22 protein-coding genes are annotated in these 26,426 nt (G+C 70.1%); 7 read left to right on the forward strand and 15 right to left on the reverse strand.

All coding sequences use genetic code 11. From position 1 onward, the window contains the following. The first annotated feature begins 48 nt into the window (after positions 1-48). The 3 genes from BLW75_RS13955 to BLW75_RS13965 all read left to right on the forward strand — a co-directional run bounded on the left by BLW75_RS13955 (position 49) and on the right by BLW75_RS13965 (position 1,942). Positions 49-684, forward strand: a complete 636-nt coding sequence (locus tag BLW75_RS13955; RefSeq protein ID WP_034316276.1) for a TetR/AcrR family transcriptional regulator — start codon at positions 49-51, stop codon at positions 682-684. 77 nt (positions 685-761) lie between these two features. Then, positions 762-1,253 (forward strand): SigE family RNA polymerase sigma factor, encoded by a 492-nt coding sequence (locus BLW75_RS13960; protein ID WP_034316274.1) that lies wholly within the window; start codon positions 762-764, stop codon positions 1,251-1,253. A 2-nt stretch (positions 1,254-1,255) separates the two neighbouring features. Then, positions 1,256-1,942: a hypothetical protein gene (locus BLW75_RS13965; RefSeq protein ID WP_091597571.1), complete on the forward strand. Its 687-nt coding sequence runs from the start codon at positions 1,256-1,258 to the stop codon at positions 1,940-1,942. On the opposite strand, the gene proB is transcribed toward BLW75_RS13965, so the two are convergent. The 5 genes from proB to BLW75_RS13990 form a co-directional block, all read right to left on the reverse strand. Next, complete coding sequence (proB, locus tag BLW75_RS13970) at positions 1,939-3,048, reverse strand: glutamate 5-kinase (protein WP_034316272.1); 1,110 nt, start codon at positions 3,046-3,048, stop codon at positions 1,939-1,941. The genes BLW75_RS13965 and proB overlap by 4 nt on opposite strands. Further along, on the reverse strand, positions 3,045-4,508 hold the full coding sequence (obgE, locus tag BLW75_RS13975; RefSeq protein ID WP_034316270.1) for a GTPase ObgE: 1,464 nt from the start codon (positions 4,506-4,508) through the stop codon (positions 3,045-3,047). The genes proB and obgE overlap by 4 nt, the downstream gene beginning before the upstream one ends. A gap of 112 nt (positions 4,509-4,620) precedes the next feature. Then, positions 4,621-4,878, reverse strand: a complete 258-nt coding sequence (rpmA, locus tag BLW75_RS13980) for a 50S ribosomal protein L27 (protein WP_003067129.1) — start codon at positions 4,876-4,878, stop codon at positions 4,621-4,623. 37 nt (positions 4,879-4,915) lie between these two features. After that, positions 4,916-5,230 carry a 50S ribosomal protein L21 gene (gene rplU / locus BLW75_RS13985; RefSeq protein WP_005158538.1) on the reverse strand — a complete coding sequence of 105 codons (315 nt, stop codon included), beginning with the start codon at positions 5,228-5,230 and terminating at the stop codon, positions 4,916-4,918. A gap of 170 nt (positions 5,231-5,400) precedes the next feature. Then, positions 5,401-8,433 (reverse strand): translation initiation factor IF-2 N-terminal domain-containing protein, encoded by a 3,033-nt coding sequence (locus tag BLW75_RS13990; protein ID WP_034316268.1) that lies wholly within the window; start codon positions 8,431-8,433, stop codon positions 5,401-5,403. Positions 8,434-8,960: 527 nt separating this feature from the next. On the opposite strand from BLW75_RS13990, the gene BLW75_RS13995 reads away from it, so the two are divergent. Continuing rightward, entirely contained in the window at positions 8,961-10,391 is a 1,431-nt protein-coding gene (locus BLW75_RS13995) for a S8 family peptidase (protein ID WP_034316266.1), read from the forward strand. A gap of 4 nt (positions 10,392-10,395) precedes the next feature. Here BLW75_RS13995 and BLW75_RS14000 read toward each other — a convergent pair whose 3' ends face one another. The 3 genes from BLW75_RS14000 to BLW75_RS14010 are packed head-to-tail and all read right to left on the reverse strand — an operon-like array spanning position 10,396 to position 12,954. Beyond that, a complete protein-coding gene (locus tag BLW75_RS14000) occupies positions 10,396-11,223 on the reverse strand; it encodes an ABC transporter permease (protein WP_034316263.1) in 828 nt (275 codons plus the stop codon). A 1-nt stretch (position 11,224) separates the two neighbouring features. Next, a complete protein-coding gene (locus BLW75_RS14005) occupies positions 11,225-12,040 on the reverse strand; it encodes an ABC transporter permease (RefSeq protein ID WP_034316262.1) in 816 nt (271 codons plus the stop codon). After that, complete coding sequence (locus tag BLW75_RS14010) at positions 12,040-12,954, reverse strand: ABC transporter ATP-binding protein (RefSeq protein WP_091597574.1); 915 nt, start codon at positions 12,952-12,954, stop codon at positions 12,040-12,042. Before BLW75_RS14010 ends, BLW75_RS14005 begins: the two co-directional genes overlap by 1 nt. 118 nt (positions 12,955-13,072) lie before the next feature. Here BLW75_RS14010 and BLW75_RS14015 point away from each other — a divergent pair, with 118 nt between their 5' ends. Next, entirely contained in the window at positions 13,073-14,083 is a 1,011-nt protein-coding gene (locus BLW75_RS14015) for a M14 family zinc carboxypeptidase (RefSeq protein WP_034316258.1), read from the forward strand. 53 nt (positions 14,084-14,136) lie between these two features. Here BLW75_RS14015 and BLW75_RS14020 read toward each other — a convergent pair whose 3' ends face one another. The 4 genes from BLW75_RS14020 to BLW75_RS14035 form a co-directional block, all read right to left on the reverse strand. Beyond that, a complete protein-coding gene (locus BLW75_RS14020; protein ID WP_034316257.1) occupies positions 14,137-17,481 on the reverse strand; it encodes a phosphodiester glycosidase family protein in 3,345 nt (1,114 codons plus the stop codon). Between the two features lie 128 nt (positions 17,482-17,609). Continuing rightward, on the reverse strand, positions 17,610-18,353 hold the full coding sequence (locus tag BLW75_RS14025) for a maleylpyruvate isomerase family mycothiol-dependent enzyme (RefSeq protein WP_034316256.1): 744 nt from the start codon (positions 18,351-18,353) through the stop codon (positions 17,610-17,612). Between the two features lie 54 nt (positions 18,354-18,407). Beyond that, on the reverse strand, positions 18,408-18,818 hold the full coding sequence (ndk, locus tag BLW75_RS14030; RefSeq protein ID WP_005158515.1) for a nucleoside-diphosphate kinase: 411 nt from the start codon (positions 18,816-18,818) through the stop codon (positions 18,408-18,410). Positions 18,819-18,882: 64 nt separating this feature from the next. Then, positions 18,883-19,230 (reverse strand): winged helix-turn-helix transcriptional regulator, encoded by a 348-nt coding sequence (locus BLW75_RS14035; RefSeq protein ID WP_034316255.1) that lies wholly within the window; start codon positions 19,228-19,230, stop codon positions 18,883-18,885. Positions 19,231-19,341: 111 nt separating this feature from the next. Here BLW75_RS14035 and BLW75_RS14040 point away from each other — a divergent pair, with 111 nt between their 5' ends. Further along, positions 19,342-20,235 carry an NAD(P)-dependent oxidoreductase gene (locus BLW75_RS14040; RefSeq protein ID WP_034316254.1) on the forward strand — a complete coding sequence of 298 codons (894 nt, stop codon included), beginning with the start codon at positions 19,342-19,344 and terminating at the stop codon, positions 20,233-20,235. On the opposite strand, the gene BLW75_RS14045 is transcribed toward BLW75_RS14040, so the two are convergent. After that, positions 20,189-21,745, reverse strand: coding sequence for an alkaline phosphatase D family protein (locus tag BLW75_RS14045; RefSeq protein ID WP_034316253.1), 1,557 nt, complete (start codon positions 21,743-21,745; stop codon positions 20,189-20,191). The two genes, BLW75_RS14040 and BLW75_RS14045, sit on opposite strands and share 47 nt — an antisense overlap. A 159-nt stretch (positions 21,746-21,904) precedes the next feature. Here BLW75_RS14045 and BLW75_RS14050 point away from each other — a divergent pair, with 159 nt between their 5' ends. Continuing rightward, positions 21,905-24,286, forward strand: coding sequence for a penicillin acylase family protein (locus BLW75_RS14050; protein ID WP_034316252.1), 2,382 nt, complete (start codon positions 21,905-21,907; stop codon positions 24,284-24,286). Positions 24,287-24,340: 54 nt separating this feature from the next. Here the strand turns inward: BLW75_RS14050 and BLW75_RS14055 are convergent, their stop codons facing one another. Next, positions 24,341-24,739 carry a DUF4233 domain-containing protein gene (locus BLW75_RS14055; RefSeq protein WP_034316250.1) on the reverse strand — a complete coding sequence of 133 codons (399 nt, stop codon included), beginning with the start codon at positions 24,737-24,739 and terminating at the stop codon, positions 24,341-24,343. Further along, entirely contained in the window at positions 24,736-26,412 is a 1,677-nt protein-coding gene (gene folC, locus BLW75_RS14060) for a bifunctional tetrahydrofolate synthase/dihydrofolate synthase (RefSeq protein WP_034316247.1), read from the reverse strand. The genes BLW75_RS14055 and folC overlap by 4 nt, the downstream gene beginning before the upstream one ends. Positions 26,413-26,426: the final 14 nt, after the last annotated feature.

Raw genomic sequence — 26,426 nt, forward strand, 5'->3', positions numbered from 1 at the left:
ACAAAGTCAACCATACGTTTGAAAGAGTCAGCGACTAAGCTGAACCCCATGTCCGAAGCCGCCTCACGCAGCCCTCGCCGCGCCCCCGTCGAACGCCAGCGCGATCCCGAGCGCACGAAGAAACAACTCTTGGAGGCGGCGAAGGACGAGTTCGGCGCGAAGGGGTACGCCGCGGCACGCGTCAGTGAGATCGCCGCGAAAGCGGGCGTGAACAAGCAGCTGATCTCGTACTACTTCGGCGGCAAGGAAGGGCTGTACAACGCGCTGACCGCGACGATGTACGACGACTACGTCGCGGCCACCGATCCTGACAAACCGTTCGCGGAGGTGGTCCGGTACTTCGTCCGATCGGGGATCCGGGATCACGCTCTCGCCAAGCTGTTCCTCTGGGAGAACCTGACCGACGGCGCTCCCGACGCGGTGGGCGTCGAGGGCCAGCGCGAGTTCCTCCAGCGGCAGGTGGAGTACGTCCGGGCCCGGCAGGCCGCGGGTGATTTCCCCGCCGACCTCGACCCGGCCTTCCTGCTGGTGATCTTCATGGCCGCGTCCAGTGCCGCGCTGGCGCTGCCTCGCGTCGTACGAGCCGTCTCGGGCCAAGATCCCGCGTCGGCCGAGTTCGCCGAGGCCTACGGCGAACAACTGGCGCGGCTCGTCGGTCATCTCGCCGATCCGGGGAAGCGGTAGCAAAGGTCCCCCGCTGTCGCTTGAACCTTTCGGGCCCCCGCCGGACTAGAGAGGGCATGAGGAAGAGGGGGTAGGCGGTGGGACAAGCGAGAGACGCCGACTTCAGCGAGTACTTCGCGGCCCGCGTACAGCGGTTCCGGCGGCTGGCGTTCGGCATGTGCGGCGACTGGCACGGCGCCGAGGATCTGGTGCAGGCCACGTTCGTCCAGTTGTACCGGCGCTGGCGGCGGGTGCGGCCGGACACCGTCGACGCCTACGCGCGCCGAATCCTGCTCAACCTCTTCCTCGGCCGGAAGCGGAAACACCGCCGGGAACTGGTGACCTCGACGCCTCCGGACCGGGCCGCGCCCCCGGGCCACGACAGCCACGATCGGATCGATCTCGAGCGGGTGCTCAGCGACCTGACGCCGCGCCAACGCGCGATGGTCGTACTTCGCTTCCTCGAAGACCTCTCGGTCGCCGAAGTCGCTTCGCTGCTCGGCGTCGCTGAAGGCACCGTCAAGAGTCAGACCGCCCGCGGGATCGAAGCACTGCGCGCCGTCCTGCCCTCCCCGACGAGCAAGGAATAGTCATGGAAGACCAGGACGTCCGCTCCGCGCTGAAGGAATACGTGACCGAAGCCGAACCGCCCGTCGGGCTCACCGGCGACGGCGTGCTCGCCGCGGGCCGCCGGTCACGACGGCGCCGCCTGACGACGGTGGTCGCGGCGGTCGCCTTGGCCGCGGCGGGTTTTCCGGCGGGAACCGCGATCATCGCGCTTCCCGAGCGGAACGAGCCGGCCGCGGCTTCACCCTGCGGCGCGAAATCGCCTGAGGAAACGACCGAAGCGGCCAAGGCCCGGCTTTCCTGCGTGCTCGAGGCAACGGTTCGGGCCAGGGTCACGCTCGGCTCGGACACCCCGTTCGACCTGAAGGCCATCCCGATCGGCCAGGGGAACGGCTACCACCTGGTGTATCCGGTTCGCGACGGATCGCTGTCCGTGACCGTGCTACCCAATAACGGAACGCTGCTCTCCACGGGGACAGCCTGCCGCCGGCTGAATCCTGCCCCGGCCACCTGCTCGGCGAGCCTGATCGACGGGGGGACCTTGGTCGAGACGACGACCAAAGAGAACGACGGTCACGTCACCTACGGGGCGGCCTATCAAACCGGGACGGCGATCGTGGAGGTCTCCGCTGACGGCGGCGACAACGCGCGGCCGCCGCTGAGCGAGGCCCAGGTCCGCGAGATCGCCCTGACCCCGGGACTGGTCCCCTAGCGGCGCAGCGGGACGAGGTCGTCCGCGTGGACGACCTCACGGCGCTGTTCCGCGGGGAGGTCGTGGCTGGAGCGGCCGATGAGGTCGGGCAGTTCACCCGCGTCGAACGCCACGACCCCGCGCGCCACGGTCCGCTGCCGAAGATCGACCAGGTCGACGACGTCACCCGCCTGGAAGTCCCCGTCGACGCCGGTGATCCCGGCGGCCAGCAACGAGCGGCGGCGGCGGACGACGGCCGCGACCGCGCCGTCGTCGAGGTGCAGTTTCCCGGACGCGCCCGCGGCGTAGCCCAGCCAGAACCGGCGGGCCGACAGCCGGGAGTCGGCGGCGGCGAAAGCCGTGCCGACCTCGGCGGCGGTGAGGGCGCGCGAGGCTTCGGAAGCGGCGGCGAGCAGGACCGGGATCCCGGCGCCGGCGGCGGTGCGGGCGGCGGCGAGCTTCGAGACCATGCCGCCGGTGCCGAGGCCGGAGCTCGACATGCCTACGGTGATTCCGTCCACATCGGACTCTCCGGCGACCTCGGCGATCTTGCGGGTCGCTCCGTCACGGGGATCCCCGTCGTAGAGACCGTCCACATCGGACAGCAGGACGAGCGCGTCGGCGCCGATCAGGTGAGCCACCAGGGCGGCCAGCCGGTCGTTGTCGCCGAAGCGGATCTCTTCGGTGGCCACGGTGTCGTTCTCGTTGACCACGGGAACCGCACCGAGGGCCAGCAGCCGGGTGAACGTGTTCTGCGCGTTGCGATAGTGCGCGCGTCGGACGACGTCGTCCGACGTCAGCAGAACCTGGCCCACGGTCAGGGAAAACCGGCCGAACGACTCGGCATAGGCGTGCGCCAGCGCGAGCTGGCCGACGCTCGCCGCTGCCTGCTGGGTGGCGAGGTCGCGCGGCCGTTTGCCGAGCGAGAGCGGCGCGAGCCCCGCACCGATCGCGCCCGAGGACACCAGCACGATCTGTGTGCCGCGGGCCACCCGGTCGGCGATCGCGTCCACCAGAGCGTCCAGCCTGGTCACGTCGAGGCCGTCGCCGGCGGTGGTCAGCGCTGAGGAACCGACCTTGACGACCACCCGCTTCGCGTCGGCGATCGCCACCCGGGTTGAGCTCACTCGTCGTCCATCTCGTCTTCGTCTTCGATGCCGTCCGGACCGTCACGACGGATCCGGCGGGCTTCCTTGCGCTCGGCGGCACCGATCCGGCTGGTGTTCTCCAGCCGCACGTCCGTGCCCCGGCCCGACAGGTGCACCGCGACCCCGGCGGGGGTCGACGGCTCCCACTCGAACTGGACGTCGCCGATGGTGACGGGGCTGCCGGGTACGGCGCCCTTGCGTGCCAGTACTTCCTCGACACCCAGCCGGTTGAGCCGGTCCGCGAGGTAACCCACGGCTTCGTCGTTGCCGAAGTTGGTCTGCCGGATCCACCGTTCCGGGCGGGAGCCGCGGATGATGAACGCGCCTTCCTCCTCCGGGTCGTGCTCGACGGTGAAGCCGGCGTCATCGACGGCCATCGGCCGGAGCACGACCTTCGCCGGCTCGGGGGCGGGCTGGTCCGCGCGGTACTTCTCGACGACGGCGGCGAGCGCGTAGGTCAGTTCCTTCAGCCCCTGGCGCGACGCCGTGGAGATCTCGAACACGCTGAGCCCGCGGGCTTCCAGTTCCGGGCGCACGAACTCGGCGAGTTCGGCGGCGTCCGGGATGTCGATCTTGTTCAGCACCACCACGCGCGGCCGGTCGGCGAGGTCGCCGCCGAGGCTCGGGGTGTAGCGGGCGAGCTCTTCTTCGAGGGCGTCGATGTCGGACAGCGGGTCGCGCCCAGGCTCGAAGGTGGCGCAGTCGACGACGTGCACCAGCACCGCGCAGCGTTCGATGTGGCGCAGGAAGTCGAGGCCGAGGCCCTTGCCCTCGCTCGCGCCGGGGATCAGTCCCGGGACGTCGGCCATGGTGAACACGGTCGAGCCGGCGGTGATCACGCCCAGGTTCGGCACCAGCGTGGTGAACGGGTAGTCGGCGATCTTCGGCTTCGCGGCCGACAGCACCGAGATCAGCGACGATTTGCCCGCGGACGGGAAGCCCAGCAGCCCGACGTCGGCGACCGAGCGCAGCTCCAGAACGAGGTCGCGGGACTCCCCCGGCTCTCCCAGCAGCGCGAATCCGGGCGCCCGGCGTGCCTTGGACGCCAGCGCGGCGTTGCCGAGACCACCGCGGCCGCCCTGCGCGGCGACGAAGGTGGTGCCGGGACCGACCAGATCCGCCAGGATCTCGCCGTCCTCGGTCATCACGACGGTGCCGGACGGGACGCGCATCACCAGCGTCTCCCCTGCCGCGCCGGCGCGGTTGCCGCCCTGGCCCATCTTGCCGTTGCCGGCGCGGGCGTGCGGGCGGAAGTGGAAGTCGAGCAGCGTGTGGACGCCTCCGTCGACGACCAGCAGCACGTCGCCGCCGTTGCCGCCGTTGCCGCCGTCTGGACCACCGAGGGGCTTGAACTTCTCGCGGTGCACCGAGGCGCAGCCGTTCCCACCGTCACCGGCGGCCAGATGGATCACCGCTCGGTCCACGAACCGGGACGCCATGACTTGCCTCTATTCACTCGCGAAAGAAAAGGGGATACATAAAACAAACGAGGGGTGGGCCCGGATATTCCGGCCCCACCCCTCGTCAGAGGTTCTAACTCGAAGCCGAAATTCAGGCTTCGGACGGCACGATGTTGACCGTCTTGCGGCCACGCTTCTCGCCGAACTGGACCGCACCGGCGGCCAGCGCGAACAGCGTGTCGTCGCCGCCACGGCCGACGTTCACGCCGGGGTGGAATTTGGTGCCGCGCTGGCGGATCAAGATCTCGCCCGCGTTGACTTCCTGGCCGCCGTAGCGCTTGACGCCCAGTCGCTGCGCGTTCGAATCGCGACCGTTGCGGGAGCTGGACGCACCCTTCTTGTGAGCCATGGCTCAATCCTCTTTCTGACGAAGATCCGGAGAAGTCCTACTTGGAGATGCCGGTGACCTCGACGCGGGTCAGCTTCTGCCGGTGACCCTGGCGCTTGTGGTAGCCGGTCTTGTTCTTGAACTTGTGGATCCGGATCTTCGGACCCTTGGTCTGCTCGACGACCTTGCCGGTGACCGAGACCTTCGCCAGCGCGTCGGCGTCCGTGGTGACGTCGCCACCGTCCACAAAAAGGACTGCGGGGAAGGTGTGCTCGGTACCCGGCTCGCCTTCGAGCTTCTCGACCTCGACGACGTCGCCGACGGCCACCTTGTACTGCTTGCCGCCAGTCTTGACGATCGCGTACGCCGACACGGAAGTCTCCTGCTTACTCGACAACGGGTGGGGGCTTGCGTGACCCGGCCCATCGAGAAGTTCTCGGTGGGCAGATTCTGCGCAAGGTGCCCGCCGCTAAGTGGCGGGCCGCTCTATAGGTTACGTGGGGCTCCCCGGTGCGATCACACCGGGGTGCCTCACGGTGTTCACTAGCTCTTTTCCGACGCCTTGACCGGCGGACCGGCCGGCCGCGAGGCCGTCCGCCGCGGACGACGGCGGGTGGTGGACCGCACGGCCGGGGCCGGGACGTCCACCTCGGGTTCGGAAACCTCTTCCGTCACAACAGTCTCAGAAGTCACCGGAACCTCGGGTGCTTCGGGCTCGGGGCCCGATTCCGCGACCACGGCGATCTCTTCCTCGCGCACCGCCGGAGCCTCGTCGTCCGAAGTCGTCACCGGCTCACCGGCGAGTTCGGTCGCGGGTGCCGAGGCGACCACCTCCGGAACCGGCTCAGCGGCCGCCTGTTCGACGGTCGCTTCGGCAACAGGCTCCGAGACCGGCTCAGCGGGCTGCTCGGCCGCCTGCGGGGTGTGACCGTTGAGCGCCGCGCCCTCGACATTCTCGGTGGCCTCCTGCGAGTGCTCGCCCTTGGCCGCCTTGGTGGCCATCGCCACGGCCTGGACCGCCGAAACCACCGACTCGCGCTGAGCGGGCGCCGGGGGCGCCTCGGTCTTGGGCGCGGCCGGCTCGTTCTGACCCTGGTCCTCGCCCTTGCCGCGGCCGCGAGACCGGCGGGAGCCCTGCTCCTTGCCGCCACCGCCGCCGCTGCCGCCGCCGCCGTGGTTGTGCCCGTTGCCGCCGCCACCGGTGCGCTGCGGCTCGGTCGAGACGACCACGCCGCGGCCCTTGCAGTGCTCACACGGCGTCGAGAACGCCTCGAGCAGCCCGGTGCCGATCTTCTTGCGGGTCATCTGCACCAGGCCGAGCGAAGTGACCTCGGCGACCTGGTGACGCGTGCGGTCGCGGCCGAGGCATTCGGTCAACCGGCGCAGCACGAGCTCACGGTTCGATTCGAGCACCATGTCGATGAAGTCGATGACGATGATGCCGCCGATGTCCCGGAGCCGGAGCTGGCGGACGATCTCCTCCGCCGACTCCAGGTTGTTCCTGGTCACCGTCTCTTCGAGGTTGCCACCCGATCCGGTGAACTTGCCGGTGTTGACGTCGATGACCGTCATCGCTTCGGTGCGGTCGATGACGAGGTAGCCACCCGAGGGCAGCCAGACCTTGCGGTCCAGCGCCTTGGTGATCTGCTCGTCGATCCGGTGGTCGGCGAAGGCCGAACCGGTGCCCGTGTACCGCTTGACGCGATCCGCCAGGTCCGGCGCCACGTGCTGCACGTAGTTGTAGATGGTGTCCCAGGCCTTGTCGCCCTGGATCTCCAGCTTGGCGAAGTCCTCGGTGAACAGGTCACGCACGACCTTGACCAGCAGGTCCGGCTCTTCGTAGAGCATGACCGGGGCGCTGTTCTTCTTGCCGCCGTTGCCTGCTTCGGCCTTCTCCTTGATGACGTCCCACTGCGCCTTGAGGCGGCGGACGTCGCGGTCCAGTTCCTCCTCGCTGATGCCTTCGGACGCGGTGCGGATGATCACACCTGCGTCCTCGGGGACGATGCGCTTGAGGATGTCCTTCAGGCGGCGGCGCTCGTTCTCCGGGAGCTTCCGGGAGATGCCGGTGGCGCCGCCCGCGGGCACGTAGACCAGGAAGCGGCCCGGCAGCGAGATCTGCGTGGTCAGCCGGGCGCCCTTGTGCCCGACCGGGTCCTTGGTGACCTGGACCAGCACGGAGTCGCCGGTGGAGAGCGCCTGCTCGATCTTGCGGGCCTTGCCCTCGAGACCGGCGGCGTCCCAATCGACCTCGCCGGCGTACAGCACGGCGTTGCGGCCGCGGCCGATGTCGATGAAGGCGGCCTCCATCGACGGCAGGACGTTCTGCACGCGGCCGAGGTACACGTTGCCGACGATCGAACCGGTGCCCGACGAGGTCACGAAGTGCTCGCACAGGACGCCGTCCTCGAGCACGCCGATCTGCGTGGAGTCGCCCTTCTCGGCGACGACCATGGTGCGCTCGACCGACTCGCGGCGGGCGAGGAACTCGGCCTCGGACAGGATCGGCGCACGACGACGGCCCGCCTCGCGGCCGTCCCGGCGGCGCTGGCGCTTGGCCTCGAGCCGGGTCGAGCCGCGCACACTGCGGACCTCGTCCCTCGCGGGACGCTCGGTCTCGGCGGCCTTGGCCTGGCGCACGTGGACGACCGTGTTGGGCGGGTCGTCGCTGGTGGTCTCGGCGTTGTCGTCGTCTCCGCCCTTGCGACGGCGGCGGCGACGGCGGCGCTTGCTGCCACCGTCCGAATCGCCGTCGTTGTCCGAATCGGCCTCGGCGGACGCCTCTTCGGCGGTCTCGGCCCCGGCCTCTTCGGTCTCGGCGGCCTTGTCCTTCGCGCGCTGCTGACGGTTACGCGGGGCTTCGGGCTGCTCGTCTTCGTTCTCGTTGTCGGACTCGGCCGAGTTCTCGTCGCCGCCCTTGCCCCTGCCGCGGCCACGACGTCCACGACGACGGCGGCGACGGCCGTTGGCGTCGTCACCGTCCTCGTCGGTGCCGTGCCCTTCGGCCTGCTCGGTCTGCGTCTCGTCCTCGTCGGAGGCGGTTTCCTCGGTCGGGGTGAAGGCAGGCTCCGGCTTGCGGGCCGGCTTCGCCACGACGGGCTCCGGCGGCAGGAACACCGGCGACGGCGCGGCGAACACCGGCAGGTGCGCGGCGACCTTCGACGGCCTCGTCGTCCGCTCCGGCGGCTCCGGCGTCACCGGGGCGGCGAGCGCGGGCGGAACACGCCGCGAAGACGCCTCCACCTGCGGAGCGGGCCCCGGCTCGGCCTCGGGCTTCACCTCGGCCTTGGCCTCGGGCTCGGGAGCCGGGGTCTCGGCGACGGGAGTCGTTTCGGGCTCGTCCCCGCCGGCGAGGGCTTCGGCGAGCTTGTGCGCCACCTCACGGGTGACGCTGGACTGCGCGCTCCGGACGGTTTCGCCGAGCTCACCGAGCTTGGCCATCAGTTCACGGCTGTTGGATCCCAGCAGCTTCGCCAGCGCGTGCACCCGGATCCGGGGAGGCAGTTCGCCCAGCTGGCCTGCGGCGGGTGTGGCGGTATTCCCGCCGGTGACGGCGGGTGTGTCCGCGTTCGACATATATCTCCTCCGCCCCCGGGCGCGTCGGCTGGCTCACACCGGCTCGACGCGGCCGCGCAGGGGCCCCTTTCTGTTCGTTCCGCCGTGGTGGTCACCAGCAGCGGGAATCCTTGCCCGGCACCGCGACGGCGCCGGGGTTGTCCGGGCGCCGCGTACGGCTGAAGGTCTGCTCGGCGGAGCGCTGGCCACGTTCGCGACATCGGGCCGCCCGCCACGTCGTCGAGCCGCATACAGCGGCGACGCGTGTGGAGGATGTGCAGCACACCACCGGGCCACGAGACCGCGAGCGCCACCTCTCACGTGTGCCCGTCGGCCAGCGGCCACCGCGAGTATCCCACACCCCGGCCCCACTCCGGTGTACTCGGTGCCACAGAGCTGGCTCCCGGGCGCGCCGCGGCCACCGGCCGAGCGAACTTCGCGGGAGAGCTTGTCGACCCGGCCGAGGGTGGCTAGCGTGCCGCTCGAGGGGTGCCGATGCCCAGGCAGCGGGACCCCCGTGGTCCTCATGTTCTCCGGTGGGAGGTGCGGTGTCCCTGCTGGGGCGGTCCCTGCGAGCGGCCGTGTGCGCCTTCGTGGTGCTCTGCGGCTCTGTCGCCGCTGTCACGACGGCCGAGGCGGAACCCTCGTGTCATCCCCAGGGACGGGCGCTGCGTTACGTCGTCGCCTTCGACAAGGGCACTTCCGAGGCCGAAGCCAGGGAGGCCGTCACCCGCGGCTGCGGCAGCACGACGATCTACTACCCGCAGATCGCGGTGGCCGTGGCGACCTCGGCCGACCGGGACTTCGCCGAACTCGTCCGGCCCGCCGCCGCGTTCAGCGCGCAGGCGGAACGGCTGGCGGTGCAGCGGGCCAACGGCACGTCACCGTCCAAGTCCGCGCCCGCGCGCGCCGAACTCGAACCGACGGATCCGGCGAAGGTGCCCTCGGCCGACCGCACCGGCGAGCAGTGGGACATGCGCGCGATCGGCGCCGACAAGGCCCGCGTGATCGAGCCGGGTGACCGGGACGTCGTCGTCGGCGTCCTCGACTCCGGCGTCGACCCCGCCCATCCCGAACTGACGAGCGCCCTGGACCCCGCCAAGTCCGCGGGCTGCCTGACCGGTGTGCCCGATCGCAACTGGGCCGCGACGACGTCGGTGCACGGCACCCACGTCGCCGGGATCATCGCCGCGGCCGACGACGGCAAAGGTGTCACCGGGGTGGCACCCGGCGTCCGGATCGCCTCGGTGAAGGTGATCGACGACCGCGGGTACGCCGACCCCGAAGCCGCCGTCTGCGGGCTGATGTGGGCCGCCTCCCAAGGCATGGCCGTGACCAATAGCAGCTACTTCGTCGATCCGTGGTCGCTCTCGTGCGCCCACAACGACGACCGGGGCGTGGTGAACGAGGTCATGGCCCGCGCCGTCGAGTACGCGACCTCCGCGGGGACCCTCAGTATCGCGGCGGCGACCAACGAGGCCGCCGAGCTGGTGCCGTCACCTCGCTCGGGTGCCCGGTCCGGGCCCGACGGCTGCCAGGCGCTGCCCGCGGGGCTGCGTGACGTGGTCGCGGTGTCGTCCGTGAGCGAGGAGCGGGTCAAGGCCGGGTACAGCTCGTACGGGCTGGGCGTGATCGACGTGGCCGCTCCCGGCGGCGAGGCCGGGCAATGCGTGCTCTCGACCGTTCCCGGCGGGTACGCGCCGCTGTGCGGGACGTCGATGGCGGCGCCGCATGTCGCCGGTGTCGCGGCGTTGCTCGCTTCGAAGCACCCCGGTTACAGCGCTCGTCAGCTGAGGCGGACGCTGGACGCCCAAGCCACCCCGATCGCGTGTCCTGCCGACTACGACCTGACCGGTGACGGCGCGCAGGACGCGTATTGCACCGGATACGCCGGGTTCAACGGCTTCTACGGGCACGGGATGGTCGACGCGCTGGCCGCGGTGGCGCCCCGGCGGACCGGAGCGAACCCGGCCCGCTGACCGCTCAGCGCAGCAGGAGCTTGCCGAACCGCTTCGAGGACGCGTAGATCCCGACCGCCGCCAGCGCTACCAGGTACGCCACGTTGCCGGCCATGCCCCACGACAGGACGCCCGCCGAGAGGCCGCGCATCAGCTCGATGCCGTGGTACAGCGGGAAGACCTGCACGATCCACTGGATCCCCGCCGGGTACACCGACAGCGGGTAGAACGTCGTGGAGAACAGGAACAGCGGCATCAGCACGAGGTTGATGTAGTCGAACTGCGACACCGACCGCAGGAAGGTCACCAGCACGATGCCGATGGCCGAGAACGCCATCGCGATCAGCAGCGCCGCCGGGATCATCAGCAGGGCCCACCACGACTCGGGCAACCCCATCACGGTCATCACGCCGAGGAAGGTCGCCGAGTAGATCCCGCCGCGCAGCACCGACCAGCCGACCTCGCCGAGCGCGATGTCCAGCGGCCCGATCGGGGTGGCGAGCATGGCGTCGTACAGCTTGGCGTACTTCAGCTTGAAGAACAGGTTGTACGTCGAGTCGAGGATCGCGCCGTTCATCGCCGACGCCGCGAGCAGGCCGGGCGCGACGAAGGCGACGTAGCTCATCGCCTGACCGCCGGGCCCGACGACCTCACCGACGAGCTTGCCGAAGCCGAGCTGGAAGGCCATCAGGTAGAACAGCGGCTCGAAGACGCCGGACACGAACAGCATCCAGGCGTGCGAGTACGTCAGGAAGGTGCGCTCCAGCACCGCCGTCGACCGGCCGCTGTACAGCGCGGACGGCAGGATGCGCAGCAGCACCCCGCGCCGCGGCGCTTCGGTGAGGACCGCCATTTCAGACCACCAGCCGTCGGTAGAAGTACTTGTGCGCCAGCGCCCAGCCCACCCCGGCCAGCACGACCAGGAAGGCGAGATGGCCCAGCGTGGCGAGCGGGCCGACGGTGCCGAGGCTGACCGCCCTGGCCGCCTCGTTGCCGTGCCACAGCGGGGAGATCCAGGCGATCCACATCAGCGGGGCGGGCAGCTCGGTGATCGGGAAGAACGTGCCGGAGAACAACGTCATCGGGATCAGGACGAACCGGAACACCAGGCCGAACCGGGTGCCCTCGTCGTAGGTGGTCGCGGCGAGCGCCATCACCGGGGTGCCGCACGCGATCCCGGTGAGCGTCCCGATCAGGATGACGGCCAGCACGCCGAAGCTCGTCCAGGATCCGAAGAGCGCCGCGATGACGGCGTAGATCACGCCCGCCAGGGTCAGCCGCAGGCTCACCCACATGATCTGGCTGCCGAGCACCTGCCCCGGCGTGATCGGGGTGGCGGTGACGGCGATGTAGTCCTGCTGCCACTTGAACCCCGAAAGCACCGGGTAACTCGACTCCCCCACGGCCAGCTGCGCGGCGCCCGCCACGAGCAGCGCGGGGGCGACGTACTCCAGGTACGAGAACCCGCCCGTCGCCGCACCGGCCTGGACCTGTGAACCGAACCCGAGCCCCATCGCGGCCAGGAAGAGCACCGGCTGCAGGCCCGTCGAGTACAAAGTGGACACCCAGTACCGGCGGTACCACATCCAATGGCCCTCGACCCGCAGCCAGGCTCCCGCCCAGCGCGAGACCACGCGGCCCGTCGACGCCTTCGTCTGCGCAGTGGTCATCAGTCCACCAGCGTCCGGCCGGTGAGGCGGAGGAAGACGTCCTCCAGGGAACTGCGGCGGACCAGGCTCGACAGGGGACGCAGCCCGCGCGCGTGCGCCTGTTCGAGGGTGGCCTCACCGGTCATCGTGTAGAGCAGGACACGGTCCGGCAGCACCTCGACGCGTTCGGCGAGGCCTTCGAGCCGCTTCGCGGCCGACTCCTGCTCGCCGTTCGGGAAGCGCAGCTCCACGACCTCGCGGGTGGAGTACCGGCTGATGAGGTCCGCGGGCGAGCCTTCCGCGGCGATCCGGCCATTGTCCATCACGACCAGCCTGTCGCAGAGCTGCTCCGCCTCGTCCATGTAGTGCGTCGTGATGATGAGCGTGGTCCCGCCGGCCTTGAGCCGGAACAGCCTGTCCCACAACAGGTGGCGGGCCTGCGGATCGAGCCCCGTCGTCGGCTCGTCGAGCAGGAGCAGCTCCGGGTCGTTGACCAGCGACCGCGCGATGGTCAGCCGACGCTTCATCCCGCCGGAGAGCGAATCGACCTCCGCGTTCGCCCGGTCGGTGAGCTGGGCGAACTCCATCAGCTCTTCGGCCTTGCTCCGCACGTGCGACCGGGAAAGCCCGAAGTAGCGGCCGTAGATCTGCAGGTTCTGCCGGACGGTGAGCTCGGTGTCCAGGTTGTCCTGCTGCGGCACCACCCCGAGCCGGGCGCGGATCTTCGGCCCCTCGACGTCCGGATCCATCCCGAGGACCCGCAGGTCGCCGTCGGTGCGCGGGGAGACGCTCGCGATCATGCGCATGGTGGAGGACTTGCCCGCGCCGTTGGGCCCGAGGAAGCCGAACGCCTCCCCCGGGCGGACCTCGACGTCGATCCCGCGTACGGCCTCGAAATCGCCGAACCGCTTGACCAACGCCTTCGCCTGCACCATCGCCGGTTCGTGCTCTGAGTCACCCACGGTAGGCACCCTAGGACCTGCCACCGACAAAATTCGACCGGTTTATCCGGCCCCTTGTCGGCCGTTGCCCGCTCGTCGATACTCACCGTCCATGAGTCTCAAGCCCAGAATCGCCTTGTTGTCCGTTTTTGTCAGCGCCGGGCTCTTGGTGGCGCCCACCGCCCAAGCGACCGAGACCCGTGCGACCACTGTGGACCCGCGGCCGTCCACCGCCAAGCTGGCCTTCGAGCTGCACAAGCTGGCGGCGCTCAGCCACGGCAAGATCCGGGTGGACAGGATCGGCCGCAGCAACGAGGGCCGACCGGTGTGGGCGGCCAGGGTCGGCCACGGCAAGACGCGGATCCAGTACGTCACCCAGCAGCACGGCGACGAGCCGCTCGGCACCCCCGCCGCGCTCGAATTCCTGCGCAAGGTCGGCGTCGGGCACAGCCCGTGGGCACAGAAGCTGCTGGCGAAGGTGACCGTGGACATCGTCGTGCGCGCCAACCCCGACGGGCACGAGCGCGACTGGCGCTACAACTACGACCCGGACGCCACTCCCGAATACGGTGAGAAGGGCAAGGGGTACGACATCAACCGCTACCACGACCCGGCCGTGGCGCCGAAGGACAACCCGGCCACCGAAGCAGGCCTGATCCAGCGGCGGAACGCGTCGTTCAAGCCGGACATCATGGTCGACTACCACATGCAGGGCCGCTACCAGGACGCGAAGGGCAAGGAGATCACGGCTTCCACGATGTGGCCGACACATCCGGGCGTGAAACCGTCCGATGTGGACTTCGCGAAGCAGATCGCGGTCGTGGTGCAGCGGTCGATCGACGGCAACGGAGGCTATGTCTCGCAGTACCCCGGCGGTGACTACCAGGGCATCGCGCGCAACGGGTACGGGCTGCTCGGCAACGGCAGCGTGCTGATCGAGCTGAGCCTCATCCCGGAGCGGGAGCAGCAGCAGATCCAGGACGCGCTGGCCTCGATGCTCGCGATCGCGCAGTCCGCGGCCGACGGTTCGGTGCGGAAGGTGGACCCGGCCGACGCCGAAGCGATCCCGCCGCGGGGTCCGGCGCTGCCGGGGACGGTCGAAGAGGCGCACGAAGCCGCCTGAGCCTCGTGAGTGGTAAGGACGGTTCTAACCGTCCTTACCACTCACGAGGTCGTTCAGCGGACGGTGACCGAAAGGCTCCGCGTCACCCCGTTGACGGTGACCGAAAGGCTCGCCGTCCCCGGCCGCAGCGCGGTCAGCACCCCGGTCGCCGGGTCGAACGACGCGACGTCCCACGGCATCGCGGGCAGGGACCCGCCGGCGACATGCGTACCCCAGCCGCCCTTCCAGTCCGCGCTGACCGGGTAGGAAACCGGCACCTGACGCGCTCCCTGCGTCACCACGGCCCGGACGTCCGCCTTCTCCCCGCGTGCCAGCGACGAGGGTCCGGACACCGTCAGCGCGTCGACGTTCGGCCGCGTCTCGAACCGCACCGGCTGCGCCTTGTCCCCCGGTTCGAACCGGACCATCGTCCAGCCGACGAACCCGCCGTCACCCGGCGCCGCCGCGGGCGACTTCCCGGAGTTGCCGTTCACCAGATACGGCACGCCGTCGACCCGCGAGAGATTGAAAACGCCCGCGTGCGAAGCGATCGCGGCCGTCTGCTTGCCCGACTCGCGTTCGAAGGCGGTCAGCCAGCCGGTCAGCATGGCGGCTTCCTTGCGGTCGGCCAGCTGCGAATTCCCGGTGGGGCTGGGGTCCTTCACCGGATGGTGCATCGCGACGACCACGCCGCGGATCCGCCTGTCCGCCTTCGCCCCGTCGAGCGCCTCGCGCAGCATCCGGATCTGGTCGAACCCGCCCGCGCGCAGCGAACCCCGCGAGGAATCCATCAGCACCAGCCGGATCCCGGCGACGTCGGCGACGCGATGGGTCTCCCCGAACGCCGCCTGGAACTCCGCGAGCCCATGCCCGCCATCGGCCTCGTGGTTGCCCGGCACGTAGTACCACGGCGCCTTGCCGACCAGTTCCTCATCGATGATCGAGCGAGCCAGCACGAAATCGGCGGCCGTACCGCGGTCGACGAAGTCGCCGTTGATCAGCACGAGATCCGGTTTCGCCGCCACCGCCTCGCGCAACGCGCGCCTAGCCTGGGCGACCAGCGGGCCGTCCGGCTGGTCGGCGGTGAACTGCGCGTCGCTCACCACGGCGATCCGCAGGCCGCCGGTCGCGGCGCCGTCAGTGATCAGCGCCGGGTCACGCGGCGCCGGATCGGCGGGGACGGCGGCCGCGGGCGCGACCTCGAAGGTGAGGTCGTCGAAGACCAGCCGTCCTTCGTACTGCTGGGCCGGGACGTTCTCGACGGCGTAGAACTTCGTCAGCCGCTGTCCGTCGGGCAGCCCGGCGGGGACGGCCGCACGCACGTAGCGCCAGCCCGTCCAGTCGACGCTCAGCGACAGATCCACGACGGACGGCACGTTGGCGGCGTCACGAAGTTCCGCCCGCAGCCAGGCGCCCTTCGCGTCGCCGTTGACCCACAGGCCGACACGCTGGGTGCCGGACGGCAGCGCGATCGGTGCCGCCGAGTTCACGTAGGCCGCGCGCGTGGCGTTGGTCCCGTTCAGCCGGTAGTCCAGCGCGAGACCGCGTCCGCCGTCCCGGCCTGGTGCCTCGGAAAGCGCGGCGCCGACGACGGCCGGGAAGACGCTGGCCGTCCAGCCCGACGGGCCGTCCAAGTACGCCGCCACGCGGGATTCCGTGCCGACGGAAGCCGCCAGATGCGTCACCTTCCCGCCGGCGGTGGCGGTGATCGCCGAAGCGCCCGACGCCTTGAGCGCCGTGACCGCGAAGCCGTCGCCGGACGGTTCGATCTTCACCACCGCGGGGTCGTAGTCGAGTTTGACGTCGTCGGGCTCGATCCACGTGCCATAGCCGTCCGCGTCGTAGCCGAACACCTTGAACGTGCTCTTCGCGCCTTCGCCGGACAACGCGACCTGTTCGGTGCTCGTGCCCAGCCGGACCGGTGAGCCGAGGACGTTCAGCGTCGTCTTGCCCCTGACGCCGCCGTGTTTCGCGTAGACGTCGACGTTCGCGGGCGCGTCCGGCCGGAACCGGTCGGCGTGCGCGGTGAACAGGCCGTCGGTCACGGTGCCGCGCGACGGATTCGTGCTGAGCCACTGGACGTGGGCGTCGACCGCGGCACCGGTCTCGTCGTGACCGCCCGCGGCGAGTTTCCGCGTCAGCCCGGAAAGCACGCGCGTCGCGTCGGCGGTGTCCTGCACGGGACGGGGCGCGAATCCGGTCAGGCGTCCGCTTCCCGGCGTGGTCGCGACACCGATCCCGTTGGGCACCAAGCGTTCCCCGCCGTCCGACGGCGAGTTGCGGACCAGCGGCGCCTTCTCGCCCTCTTCGCGGGCGAGCATGGTCGACGAGCCACCGCCGTCGAGGTTGAGGGCGTCGTCCGCGCCGAGCGACTTCATGTGCCGGGCGAGTTCGAGTTCCGTCATGCCGCGGCTGTCGGCCTGGCGGCCGTCGACCGTCGCCAGCCACATCTTCGTGCCGTCGGCCGAGAACCCGACCGCGGTCCGCGGGTGCATCGCGACGTTGTCGACCGGCTGCACCGCGCCGTCGCGCAGCAGGACCTTGTTGCCGCCGATCGAGACGGACAGCTTGCCCGCGTCGCTCTTCGGCGCGTACGTGACCCCCACGCGGTCGCCGGTCTTCAAGCCGGACAACGTGTCCACGCCGCCGTCACGGGCGAGCAGGATCGTCGCACCGGCCGCGATCGGGCCGTCCGCGGGCTGCGGCCGCACCTGCGTGACGACGCCGCCGGAGACCTCGACCTCGACGACGCGCTGGGCGCCCGCGACCGAGGTCCGCCGCGAGGACGCGCCCCACAACGGGGTGTAGACGCCGACCGCGTCACCGCTCAGCACGGGGCTGTTGAAGTTCGTCGCGGGCACGGCCCGGCCGTCGGGCAGGGTCACCGACGCGTCGAGGAACACCTCCGCGAGCCGCGCCTTGCCTTCTTCGGTGATCGACGCGGTCAGGTTGTGGCCGCGCGCGGGCGCCGTCTGGAGTTTCCCGGCGTCGATACCGACGCCGATCGGCGCGCCGCTGGCGTTGATGTCGAAGAAGTCCCCGTTGACCCCGGCGACCGCACCGGACCTGGCCACCTGCTGCGAAAGCGGTGTCCGCGCGGAAACCGTGCCGGGGCTGAGGTACGTCGGTTTGAGGGTCTTGCTGGTGAGGTCGACGGCGAGGGTGTCGCCGCGGATCCAGCCCGCCGGGTCGTAGCGGTCGAACTCGGTGAGGCTCAGACCGGGTGCCACGCGCGAAGTCGCGCTGGTGGTGACGAGGCCGTCGTCGGGCGCGGCCACGGCGTACGCGGACGGCCCCTCCTTCGCCGAGGACGCCGCGGGGGCGGCTTCGATGGGCGCCGGACCGAGCGGAGCGGCCAAGGGATCGGCGTGCGCCGGTGCGGCGACGAACAATCCGGGCAGCAGGGCAGCGAGCAGCAATAAGCGTGAATTTCTCACGAAGTACCCCACGATCGAGTGATAGGCAGCTCAGCTCAGCACAGCGGACGCGAGCCGCCAGGAGAAGACCCCGGGGTGAACGTGAACCGAACGGCGTAGGGCGCCGAAGGTCAGGGCGTCACGGGCCCGGCGAGAAAGGTCTCGGCCGCCTCGACGTCACCGGTGATCTTGATACCCGAAGCGGCGAGCTCGATCCGTTGCCATAGCAGCAGATCCAGCCCTTCCGCGGGCCCTTCGACGACGGCATCCGCCGCTTCGGCGGGGTTCGCCTGCCGCGAGCCGGGGACGTCGGTCTCACCCGGCGGTGTGATCAACCAGGCGTGTCCGGTGTCGGATGTCTTCAGCAGCAACGGAACGTTGACCACCGGCGGGGTGTGCCAGCGCTTCACCTTAGGCAGCATGCCGAGGAGGACCTCGTCCACGCCGTCGGCGGCGAGGGACGGGTCCAGGGTGTATTCGGTACCTGCCGCGCGATGTGCGTCGAGCAGGTGCACCGCGGTCTCGTGAACCTGGCGGCGGAACCAGAAGGACTTGGTCTTGGCGGCGGCGGTGAAGTTCCAGGCGCCGTCCTGAGGAGCCGCCTCGCTCAGCGCCTCGATGAGTTCGTCCGCGCTTTCGCGGTACCAGGGGGCGAGATCCACGCCCGGTTCGGCGTCGAGGTCCTGCGGGGCAGGCTCGCCTGTGCGCACGATCCCGGCCGCCCAGCGGTGGACGTTGCCGAGGTGGACGACCAGGTCACGCAGGCGCCACTCGCCGCAGCACGGCACGGGCGCGGCGTGGTCCCCGGTGCTCGCGACCCGGGCGAAACCGGTGGTGAGCTCCCGCAAGCGCTCCAGGTACTCGTCCGGTGTCATCGTGCTCCCCAGGTTCGTGGACGGCGCGGAGCTCCCGCGCCGTCCACGATTCTGTCAGACCTCGGGGAACCAGAGCTTGAGCTCGCGCTCGGCCGACTCCGGCGAGTCCGAACCGTGCACCAGGTTGTACTGGGTCTCCAGCGCGAAGTCGCCGCGCAGGGTGCCCGGGGTGGCCTTCTCGACCGGGTCGGTGCCGCCGGCGAGCTGACGGAACGCGGCGATGGCGCGCGGGCCCTCGACGGCGATCGCGACCAGCGGGCCCGAGGTGATGAACTCGAGGAGGTCGCCGAAGAACGGACGCTCCTTGTGCTCGGCGTAGTGCTCCTCGGCGACCGAGCGCTCGACGGTGCGCAGTTCGAGGGCGGCGAGCTTCAGGCCCTTGCGCTCGATGCGAGCGATGACCTCGCCGACGAGGCCGCGCGCGACGCCATCGGGCTTGACGAGGACCAGCGTGCGTTCAGTCACGGCGGTATTTCTCCTTGGGTGGGTTTCGTGCTATTCGCCCGGAGCCTACTGGGTGCTTCGCAGCTCACTTCACTTCGGACCAGGGAATGGCCTCGATGCGTTCGAGGTGCTCTTCGCCCCACTCCCCGAGGGCGGCCATCGCGGTGTTCAGGGAATCCCCGAATCCGGTCAGCGAGTACTCCACCTTCGGCGGAACCTGGTGGTACACCTCGCGATGCAGCAGTCCGGTGGTCTCCATCTCGCGCAGTTGCAGGATCAGCACCCGCTCGCTGATGCCCGGCACCGCGCGTCGCAGCTCCCCGAAACGCAGCGGCCCGTCCTGGAGCGCGAACAGGATGAGCCCTTTCCATTTGCCGCCCATGACGGCGATCGCGGCGTCGAGGCCGCAGGTGAACGTCCGGTTCTTGGTCATCGCTTCACATACCTTTTTGTCGGTACCCGGCAAAATTGTAGGTACTTGATCGAATGTACGCGACCGCCCAGCATGGAGTCATCCCGAAGATTCCTTTGACTGGAGCGAAAAATGCCGAAGACGCCGGTGACCGTCGTGGGCCTCGGTTCGATGGGTTCGGCCCTGGCGGACGCCTTCCTGGCGGCCGGGCATCCGACCACCGTGTGGAACAGGACGGCCTCGAAGGCCGAGCCGCTGGTCGCGCGTGGAGCGATCCTGGCCGCGACGGCCGGGGACGCGGTGCGGGCGAGCCCGTTGACCATCACCTGCCTGACCACCTACGAAGACACGCGCGCGGCCTTGGAAGCGGCCTCACTGACCGGCCACGCTTTGGTGACCTTGAACAGCGGCTCACCGGCGGAGGCGCGCCGGATGGCTGAATGGGCGAAGGAGCACGGCGCGCGATACCTCGACGGGGCGATCAAGAACGTGCCGTCGGCCGTGGGAGCGCCGGACACGCTGCTGTACTACGGCGGCGACAAGACCGTTTTCGACGAGCACCTGGAGACGTTGCGGGTACTCGGCGGCGACACCGTCCATCTCGGCGAGGAGACCGATCTGGCGGCGCTGTACGAAACTGCCGTCGGCGGCACCCTGTTGCCCGCGCTGGTCGGGTTCTTCCAGGGTGCCGCCGCGCTGCGGTCGCGGGGGCTCGCGGCCGAGTCGCTCTTGCCCTACGCCACCAAGTGGTTCGAGATGATCATCTCGGTGCTTCCGGTGTTCACCAAGGAAATCGACAGCGGCGACTACTCGGATCCCGCGTCCTCGGTGGACATCTTCCACGCCGGCGCCGCCGCCGACCTCGGGCTGGCCGAGGAAGGCGTCGACGTCGCGTGGCAGCGGCCGATGCACGACCTCGTCCGGCGGGCCGTCGAGGCCGGGTACGGCGATCGCAGCATCTCGGTCCTGACCGAACTGCTCAGCGTTGGGGCGGCAGGATCTTCGACCACAGCGAAGCGCCCGTAGCGTCCCTCAGGTCGACTGTGAGGACGCCGCTCCGCCCGTCGATGTTCACCTCGCCGAAGTGCTGGAAACCGTCGGCGGGCGAGGTGTTCGCGGCGGGCGGGGCGTGCACGAACACCGCCTCCGGCCCGAAGGTCGGGTCGAGGGTGTTCGGGCCGAACGCGCCGGCGTTGAGCGGGCCGGAGACGAACTCCCAGAACGGGTCGAAATCGGGGAACGACGCACGATCCGGCGAGTAGTGGTGCGCCGCGGTGTAGTGCACGTCGGCGGTCAGCCAGACGACGTTGCGCACCCGGCGCCGCGAGATCTCCCGCAGCACCCAGGCGAGCTCGGTCTCGCGGCCGCCGGGCGCGCCGGGCAGGCCGTTGGCGACGCCCTCGATGGCCTTGCCGTCCGGGACGGTGAGCCCGATCGGGAGGTCGGCCTGGATGATCTTCCAGGTGGCGGTGCTGCGGTCGAGCGCGTCGACGAGCCAGCGGGCCTGACGGTCGCCGAGGACGCGGCCCGGCTTGGTCTGGTCCGAGGTGTTGGCGTCCTTGTAGGTCCGCATGTCCAGCACGAAGATCTCGGCGCGGGAACCGTGCCGGAAGTTGCGGTACACGCGGCCGTCGACGGCCTGGCGGCGGTCGATCGGGTGCCATTCGTGGAACGCCTGGAACGCGCGGGCGGCGAGCACGTCGACCCGTTTCTCGGTGTATTCGGGGCGGTCGTTGAGGATCTCCCCGGGGTACCAGTTGTTCACGACTTCGTGGTCGTCCCACTGGACGTAGGCGGGCACGTTCGCGGTGAAGCGCTTGAGGTTGTCGTCGAGGAGGTTGTAGGCGAACTGGCCGCGGTACTCGTCGAGTGTCTCGGCGACCTTCGCCTTCTCCGGGGTGACGATGTTGCGCCACACCCGCCCGCCGGGCAGCGCGACGGTCTCGGTGAGCGGCCCGTCGGCGTAGACCGTGTCTCCACAGTGGAGGAACAGATCGGGACGGCGGTCGGCCATCGCGCGGTAGATCGTCATCCCGCCGCGTTCGGGGTTGATGCCCCAGTTCTGCCCGGCGACGTCGCCGGACCACAGCAGCCGGACGTCCGACCGGCCGACCGGGGCGGTGGTGAAGCGGCCGGTGACGGCCTCGCTGCGAGCGCGGCCGTCGAGGTCTTCGGCGGTGACGCGGTAGTGCACCTCGGTCCCCGGCAGGAGGCCGGCGACGCGGACCTTGCCGGTACCGCCGGTCTCCGGGCTCATCACCGGACCGCGCACGCGTCGCGCGTGGCGGAACGACGGATCCCTGGAGACCTCCACGATCAGGCGCGAAGGCCGGTCGGCGCGCGACCAGACGATGCCGGAACCGGTGGTGACGTCGCCGGACTGGACACCGTGGGTGAGCACCGGGCGGTCGCGGCGGAGGAGCGGGACGGCGTTCGCGGTCGCGGTTCCGGGGAGGAGCAGGCCGCCCGCGACCGCTCCGGCGCCGGTGAGACCGGCTTTGAGCAGCGTGCGGCGGTTGTGGTGGGTTGCGGTCATGGCGCGGTTCTATCCCGTGGTCACGGCCGGTGGGCCAACGGCGGTTGACCCGGTGATGAACGAACGGGCGGTAGCCGGCTCAACCGTTCGGTCGATGTCTCCCCGTGTCGGCGCCGGTACTTTCGATCACGGGGATTGGTCGATCCGGATGGGGGAACGATGCGAAGATTCCAGCGCGGTCTCGTGCTGCTCACGGCGGCTTTGGCGGTGTCGAGCCTGACGACGGGGGTCTCGTCGGCGGACGAGCTCGGCCGGTCGCGGGCGGTGATCCGGTACACCGAGTACGGCATCCCGCATATCGCGGCGAAGGATTTCGACGGTCTCGGCTACGGTTACGGGTTCGCCGCGGCCAAGGACAACATCTGCGAACTCGCGAACACCTATCTGACGGTGTCCGCGCGGCGCTCCGCGTACCTCGGCGCGGGCGGCCAGGGCAATCCGGCGATGAGCGAGGCGGAGAACAACCTCGACAGCGATCTGCACTTCCAGCGGATCAACGACTCGGGCGTGATCGAGCGGCTTCTCGCCCGGCCCGCGCCGCACGGCCCTCGGACAGAGGTGCGGGAGCTGGCGGCCGGCTACGTCGCGGGTTACAACGCGTACCTGAAACAGACCGGCGTCCAGCGGATCACCGATCCGGTGTGCCGCGGCGCGGACTGGGTCCGGCCGATCACCGAACTCGACTTCTACCGGCACTTCTACGCCGTCACGTCGGTCGCCGGGCAGGGCTTGCTCGCAGACGACCTCGCCCGCACGCAGCCTCCGTCCACAAAGGACACCCCGGCCACGGGGCCGGAGTCGGCGCCGCGAATCGCCGATGGGCTCCGAAAGACCATGAAGACCGGCGAACTCGGCAGCAACGGCATCGCCGTCGGCGGCGACGGAACGAAGTCCGGCGGTGGCCTGCTGCTCGGGAACCCGCACTATCCGTGGCAGGGCGGGCGCCGGTTCTGGCAGTCGCAGCTGACCATTCCCGGCCGGTTCGACGCCGCGGGCGGAAGCCTGCTGGGGCTCCCGATCCCGCAGATCGGCCACAACGCCGACGTCGCCTGGACGCATACGGTGTCGACGGCGATCACGTTCGGCCTCTTCGAAGTACCGCTGGCACCCGGCGACCCGACGACGTACCTGGTCGACGGGAAACCGGAGAAGATGACCGCGCAGGAGGTGAAGGTCGAGGTCCGCGAGCCGAACGGCGAGCGTCGGCAGGTCGCCCGCACCTTCTACGGAACACGGTACGGCCAGGTCCTCGGTTCGGCGTTCGGCGTGCCCACGCCGTGGACGGCGAAGTCCGCGCACGCGCTGCGAGACGGGAACGCCGGTAACCTGCGCGGCCTCAACACCTGGTTCGAACTGGCCGGAGCACGCGGCACCACGGACGTCGCCAACGCGCTCGCGCGCACCCAAGGCGTCCCGTGGGTCAACACCATCGCCACGGACAGGGCCGGAAACGCGCTCTACAGCGACATCCAGGTCGTCCCGCACGTCACCGACGAGCGGGCCGCGGACTGCGGGACCCCGCTGGGCCGGGCACTCTTCCCCGGCACCGGGCTCTCCATTTTGGACGGTTCGAAGTCGTCGTGCGACTGGGGTTCCGACCCGGGTTCCCTGGAACCGGGCCTGTTCGCGCCGTCCCGGCTGCCGCTGCAGCAGCGGCGCGACTACGAACTCAACGCCAACGACAGCGCCTGGCTCTCCAACGCCCGCGCACCGATCGCGCCGCTCCCCCGCATCGTCGGGACGACCGGCACCCAGCGGTCGGACCGGACACGGGAAGCGTTGATCGCCACCGAAGAAGGATTGGTGGGCAAGGGATTCACGCCGTCGTCGATGAAGGACATGCTGTACCGCGACCGAAGCCGCACCGCGGAACTCGCCGCCGCCGACACGGCCAAGATGTGCGCGGCCTTCCCCGGCGGGCAGGCTCCGTCCTCGTCGGGGCCCGTGCCCGTCGGCAACGCCTGCGCGACATTGGCCTCCTGGGACCGCACGTTCCGGCTCGAAAGCCGCGGCGCGCTCTTCTTCGAGCGGTTCGTGGACCGGATCGGCGGACTGCGGGGCATCTGGCAGGTCCCGTTCGACCCGAACCGGCCGGTCACCACGCCGAACACCCTCGCGACTGAAAACCCGGACGTGCAGAAGGCCTTCGGTGACACGCTCGCGGAATTCCGTGCCAACGGCATCCCGGTCGACGGCAGGCTCGCCGATCACCAGACGGTGACCAGGGCCGGAAAACGGATCCCGATCCACGGCGGACCGGGCGACCTCGGGGTGCTGAACGTGATCACGGCACTGTGGGATCCGGCCAGGGGCAACCACGAGGTCGGCCACGGATCCAGCTACGTGCAGGTGGTCGGATTCGATGGCAAGGCCTGCCCGGACGTCTCGACGATCATGACGTACTCGCAGTCGACCGACGTCACGTCACCGCATTTCGCCGACCAAACGCGGTTGTACTCGCGGGGCGGCTGGGTGACGGGACGGTTCTGCGCCGCGGACATCGCGAGGTCACCGGAGCTACGGGTGGTGAGGCTGCGCTGACAAAAGCTCGTGAGTGGTAAGGACGGTTAGAACCGTCTTTACCACTCACGAGGCCTACTGAGGTTGCTGTTGCTGGCTGGGCAGTGTCCCGGCCGCCATCCGCCGCGCCACATCGCGGCGCAGCCACAGCAGCCACAGCCAGATCCCGAGGAAGATCACCCCGAGGATCGCCACGGCGGGCAGCGCGACGAAGAAGGCGATCAGCGCGACCTGCAGCACCAGCACCGCGGGTACCGCCCACGGCTTCTTCAGGAAACCGCAGAGCACGATCAGCGCGACCGCGATGACGATCACCGACCAGCCGGTGAGCGAGCCGACGCCGCCGCCGAGTTTCGCCACCACCGGCAGCGCGAGCGCGACGGTGATGCCCTCCATGATCAGGGATCCGGCCATCACACCGCGGAAGGACTTCATCGGATCCTTGGCCGGCGGCTTCGGGGTTTCGTCGGTCACGCCGGCTCCTTACCGAACAGGGTCCTGGCCTCACCCGCGGTGACGACCGAGCCGGTGACCAGCACGCCGCCGCCCGCCAGGGGCTCTTCGGGGTCGTCGCTCTGCTCGACGAGGCCGATGGCGGTCTCGATCGCGGCGTCCAGGCTGGGCTCGGCCACGACCCGGTCTTCGCCGAAGATCGAGATGGCGATGTCGTTGAGCTCGTCGAGCGGCATCGCGCGCGGGGACGAGTTCTTGGTGACGACGATCTCGGAGACGACCGGTTCGAGAGCGTCCAGGATGCCGCGAGCGTCCTTCTCCGCCATCACGCCGACTACGGCGGCGAGACGACGGAAGGCGAACTCTTCGGCGACGGTGGTCGCGAGCGCCTTGGCGCCGTGCGGGTTGTGGGCGGCGTCGAGCAGCACCGTCGGTGCGGCGCGGACGCGTTCCAGCCTGCCGGGCGTCTCGACCTCGGCGAAGGCCTCGCGGACGGCTTCGATGACCAGTTGCTTGTCCTTGCCCGCGCCGAAGAACGCCTCGACGGCGGCCAGCGCGAGCGCGGCGTTGGCCGCCTGGTGCGCGCCGTGCAGCGGCAGGAAGACCTCGTCGTAGACCCCGCCGAGGCCCTGCAGTTTCAGCATCTGCCCGCCGACGGCGATCTCGCGTTCCAGCACACCGAACTCGCTGCCCGCGCGGGCGACGCTCGCGTCCACCTCGACGGCGCGTTCCAGCAGGATCTTCTGCACTTCGGGGTCCTGCTCGGCGATGACCGCGACACTGCCGGGCTTGATGATCCCGGCCTTCTCCACCGCGGCCTTGGCCGGTGACCCGCCGAAGTACTCGACGTGGTCGACACCGATCGGGGTGATGACGGCGACGTCACCGTCCACGACGTTGGTGGCGTCCCAGGAGCCGCCGAGCCCGGTTTCGACGACCGCGGCCTCGACGGGCGCGTCGGCGAAGGCCGCGAACGCCATGCCGGTGAGCACCTCGAACTTGCTCATCGCCACCGCGTCGGGCCCGCCCGCGTTGTCCACCATGGTCACGTACGGCGCGACGTCGCGATACAGATCGACGTACGCGGCGGCGGAGATGGGGGCGCCGTCCAGCGCGATCCGCTCGGTGACCAGCTGCAGGTGCGGGCTCGTGTACCGGCCGACGCGCAGGCCCATCCGGGTCAGCAGCGCGTCGATCATCCGGACGGTCGAGCCCTTGCCGTTGGTCCCGGCGACGTGCAGCACCGGGTAGCCGCGGTGCGGTTCACCCATGAGGTTGACCAGGGCCGCGATCCGGGCGAGGGACGGCTCGATCTTGGTCTCGGGCCAGCGCTGGTTCAGCTCGGCCTCGACGGCGAGCAGTTCACGGCGCGCCTGCTGCCCGTTGGGGTCGGCCGGGGCGAACTCGTCACCCTGGTCGTCCAGTTCGTGCAGTTCCACGTCCTCCGGGGCGACGAGGTCCGGCACGGGGCCGAGCGCGAGGTTGTCCCCCAGCTGCCCGATTCCGCCGATCCCGCCGCCGGCGCCACCGCCCGCCTGGTACGCGGCGTCGGGTGCGTCCAGATCCGGGTCGGTGTCGTCGGACGGATCGTGGGCACGTACCCCCAATTCGTCGACACCGGCGAAACTGTCCAGATCTGCCAGGTCCGGGGATTCCCTGAAATCTTCGGAATCCCGGCCGTCACCTCGCGGCACGAACTCTCCTCTTA

The organism is Amycolatopsis lurida (assembly GCF_900105055.1).
In the GTDB taxonomy this organism is placed as follows: domain Bacteria; phylum Actinomycetota; class Actinomycetes; order Mycobacteriales; family Pseudonocardiaceae; genus Amycolatopsis; species Amycolatopsis lurida.

Excerpts from the sequence above, each read along its gene's own strand:
- BLW75_RS13955 (WP_034316276.1), top strand. The coding sequence starts at position 49 with ATGTCCGAAGCCGCCTCACGCAGCCCTCGCCGCGCCCCCGTCGAACGC.
- BLW75_RS13965 (WP_091597571.1), top strand. The coding sequence starts at position 1,256 with ATGGAAGACCAGGACGTCCGCTCCGCGCTGAAGGAATACGTGACCGAA.
- obgE (WP_034316270.1), bottom strand. The coding sequence starts at position 4,508 with ATGGCGTCCCGGTTCGTGGACCGAGCGGTGATCCATCTGGCCGCCGGT.
- rpmA (WP_003067129.1), bottom strand. The coding sequence starts at position 4,878 with ATGGCTCACAAGAAGGGTGCGTCCAGCTCCCGCAACGGTCGCGATTCG.
- BLW75_RS13990 (WP_034316268.1), bottom strand. The coding sequence starts at position 8,433 with ATGTCGAACGCGGACACACCCGCCGTCACCGGCGGGAATACCGCCACA.
- BLW75_RS14000 (WP_034316263.1), bottom strand. The coding sequence starts at position 11,223 with ATGGCGGTCCTCACCGAAGCGCCGCGGCGCGGGGTGCTGCTGCGCATC.
- BLW75_RS14005 (WP_034316262.1), bottom strand. The coding sequence starts at position 12,040 with ATGACCACTGCGCAGACGAAGGCGTCGACGGGCCGCGTGGTCTCGCGC.
- BLW75_RS14010 (WP_091597574.1), bottom strand. The coding sequence starts at position 12,954 with ATGGTGCAGGCGAAGGCGTTGGTCAAGCGGTTCGGCGATTTCGAGGCC.
- BLW75_RS14015 (WP_034316258.1), top strand. The coding sequence starts at position 13,073 with ATGAGTCTCAAGCCCAGAATCGCCTTGTTGTCCGTTTTTGTCAGCGCC.
- BLW75_RS14025 (WP_034316256.1), bottom strand. The coding sequence starts at position 18,353 with ATGACACCGGACGAGTACCTGGAGCGCTTGCGGGAGCTCACCACCGGT.
- BLW75_RS14035 (WP_034316255.1), bottom strand. The coding sequence starts at position 19,230 with ATGACCAAGAACCGGACGTTCACCTGCGGCCTCGACGCCGCGATCGCC.
- BLW75_RS14040 (WP_034316254.1), top strand. The coding sequence starts at position 19,342 with ATGCCGAAGACGCCGGTGACCGTCGTGGGCCTCGGTTCGATGGGTTCG.
- BLW75_RS14045 (WP_034316253.1), bottom strand. The coding sequence starts at position 21,745 with ATGACCGCAACCCACCACAACCGCCGCACGCTGCTCAAAGCCGGTCTC.
- BLW75_RS14050 (WP_034316252.1), top strand. The coding sequence starts at position 21,905 with ATGCGAAGATTCCAGCGCGGTCTCGTGCTGCTCACGGCGGCTTTGGCG.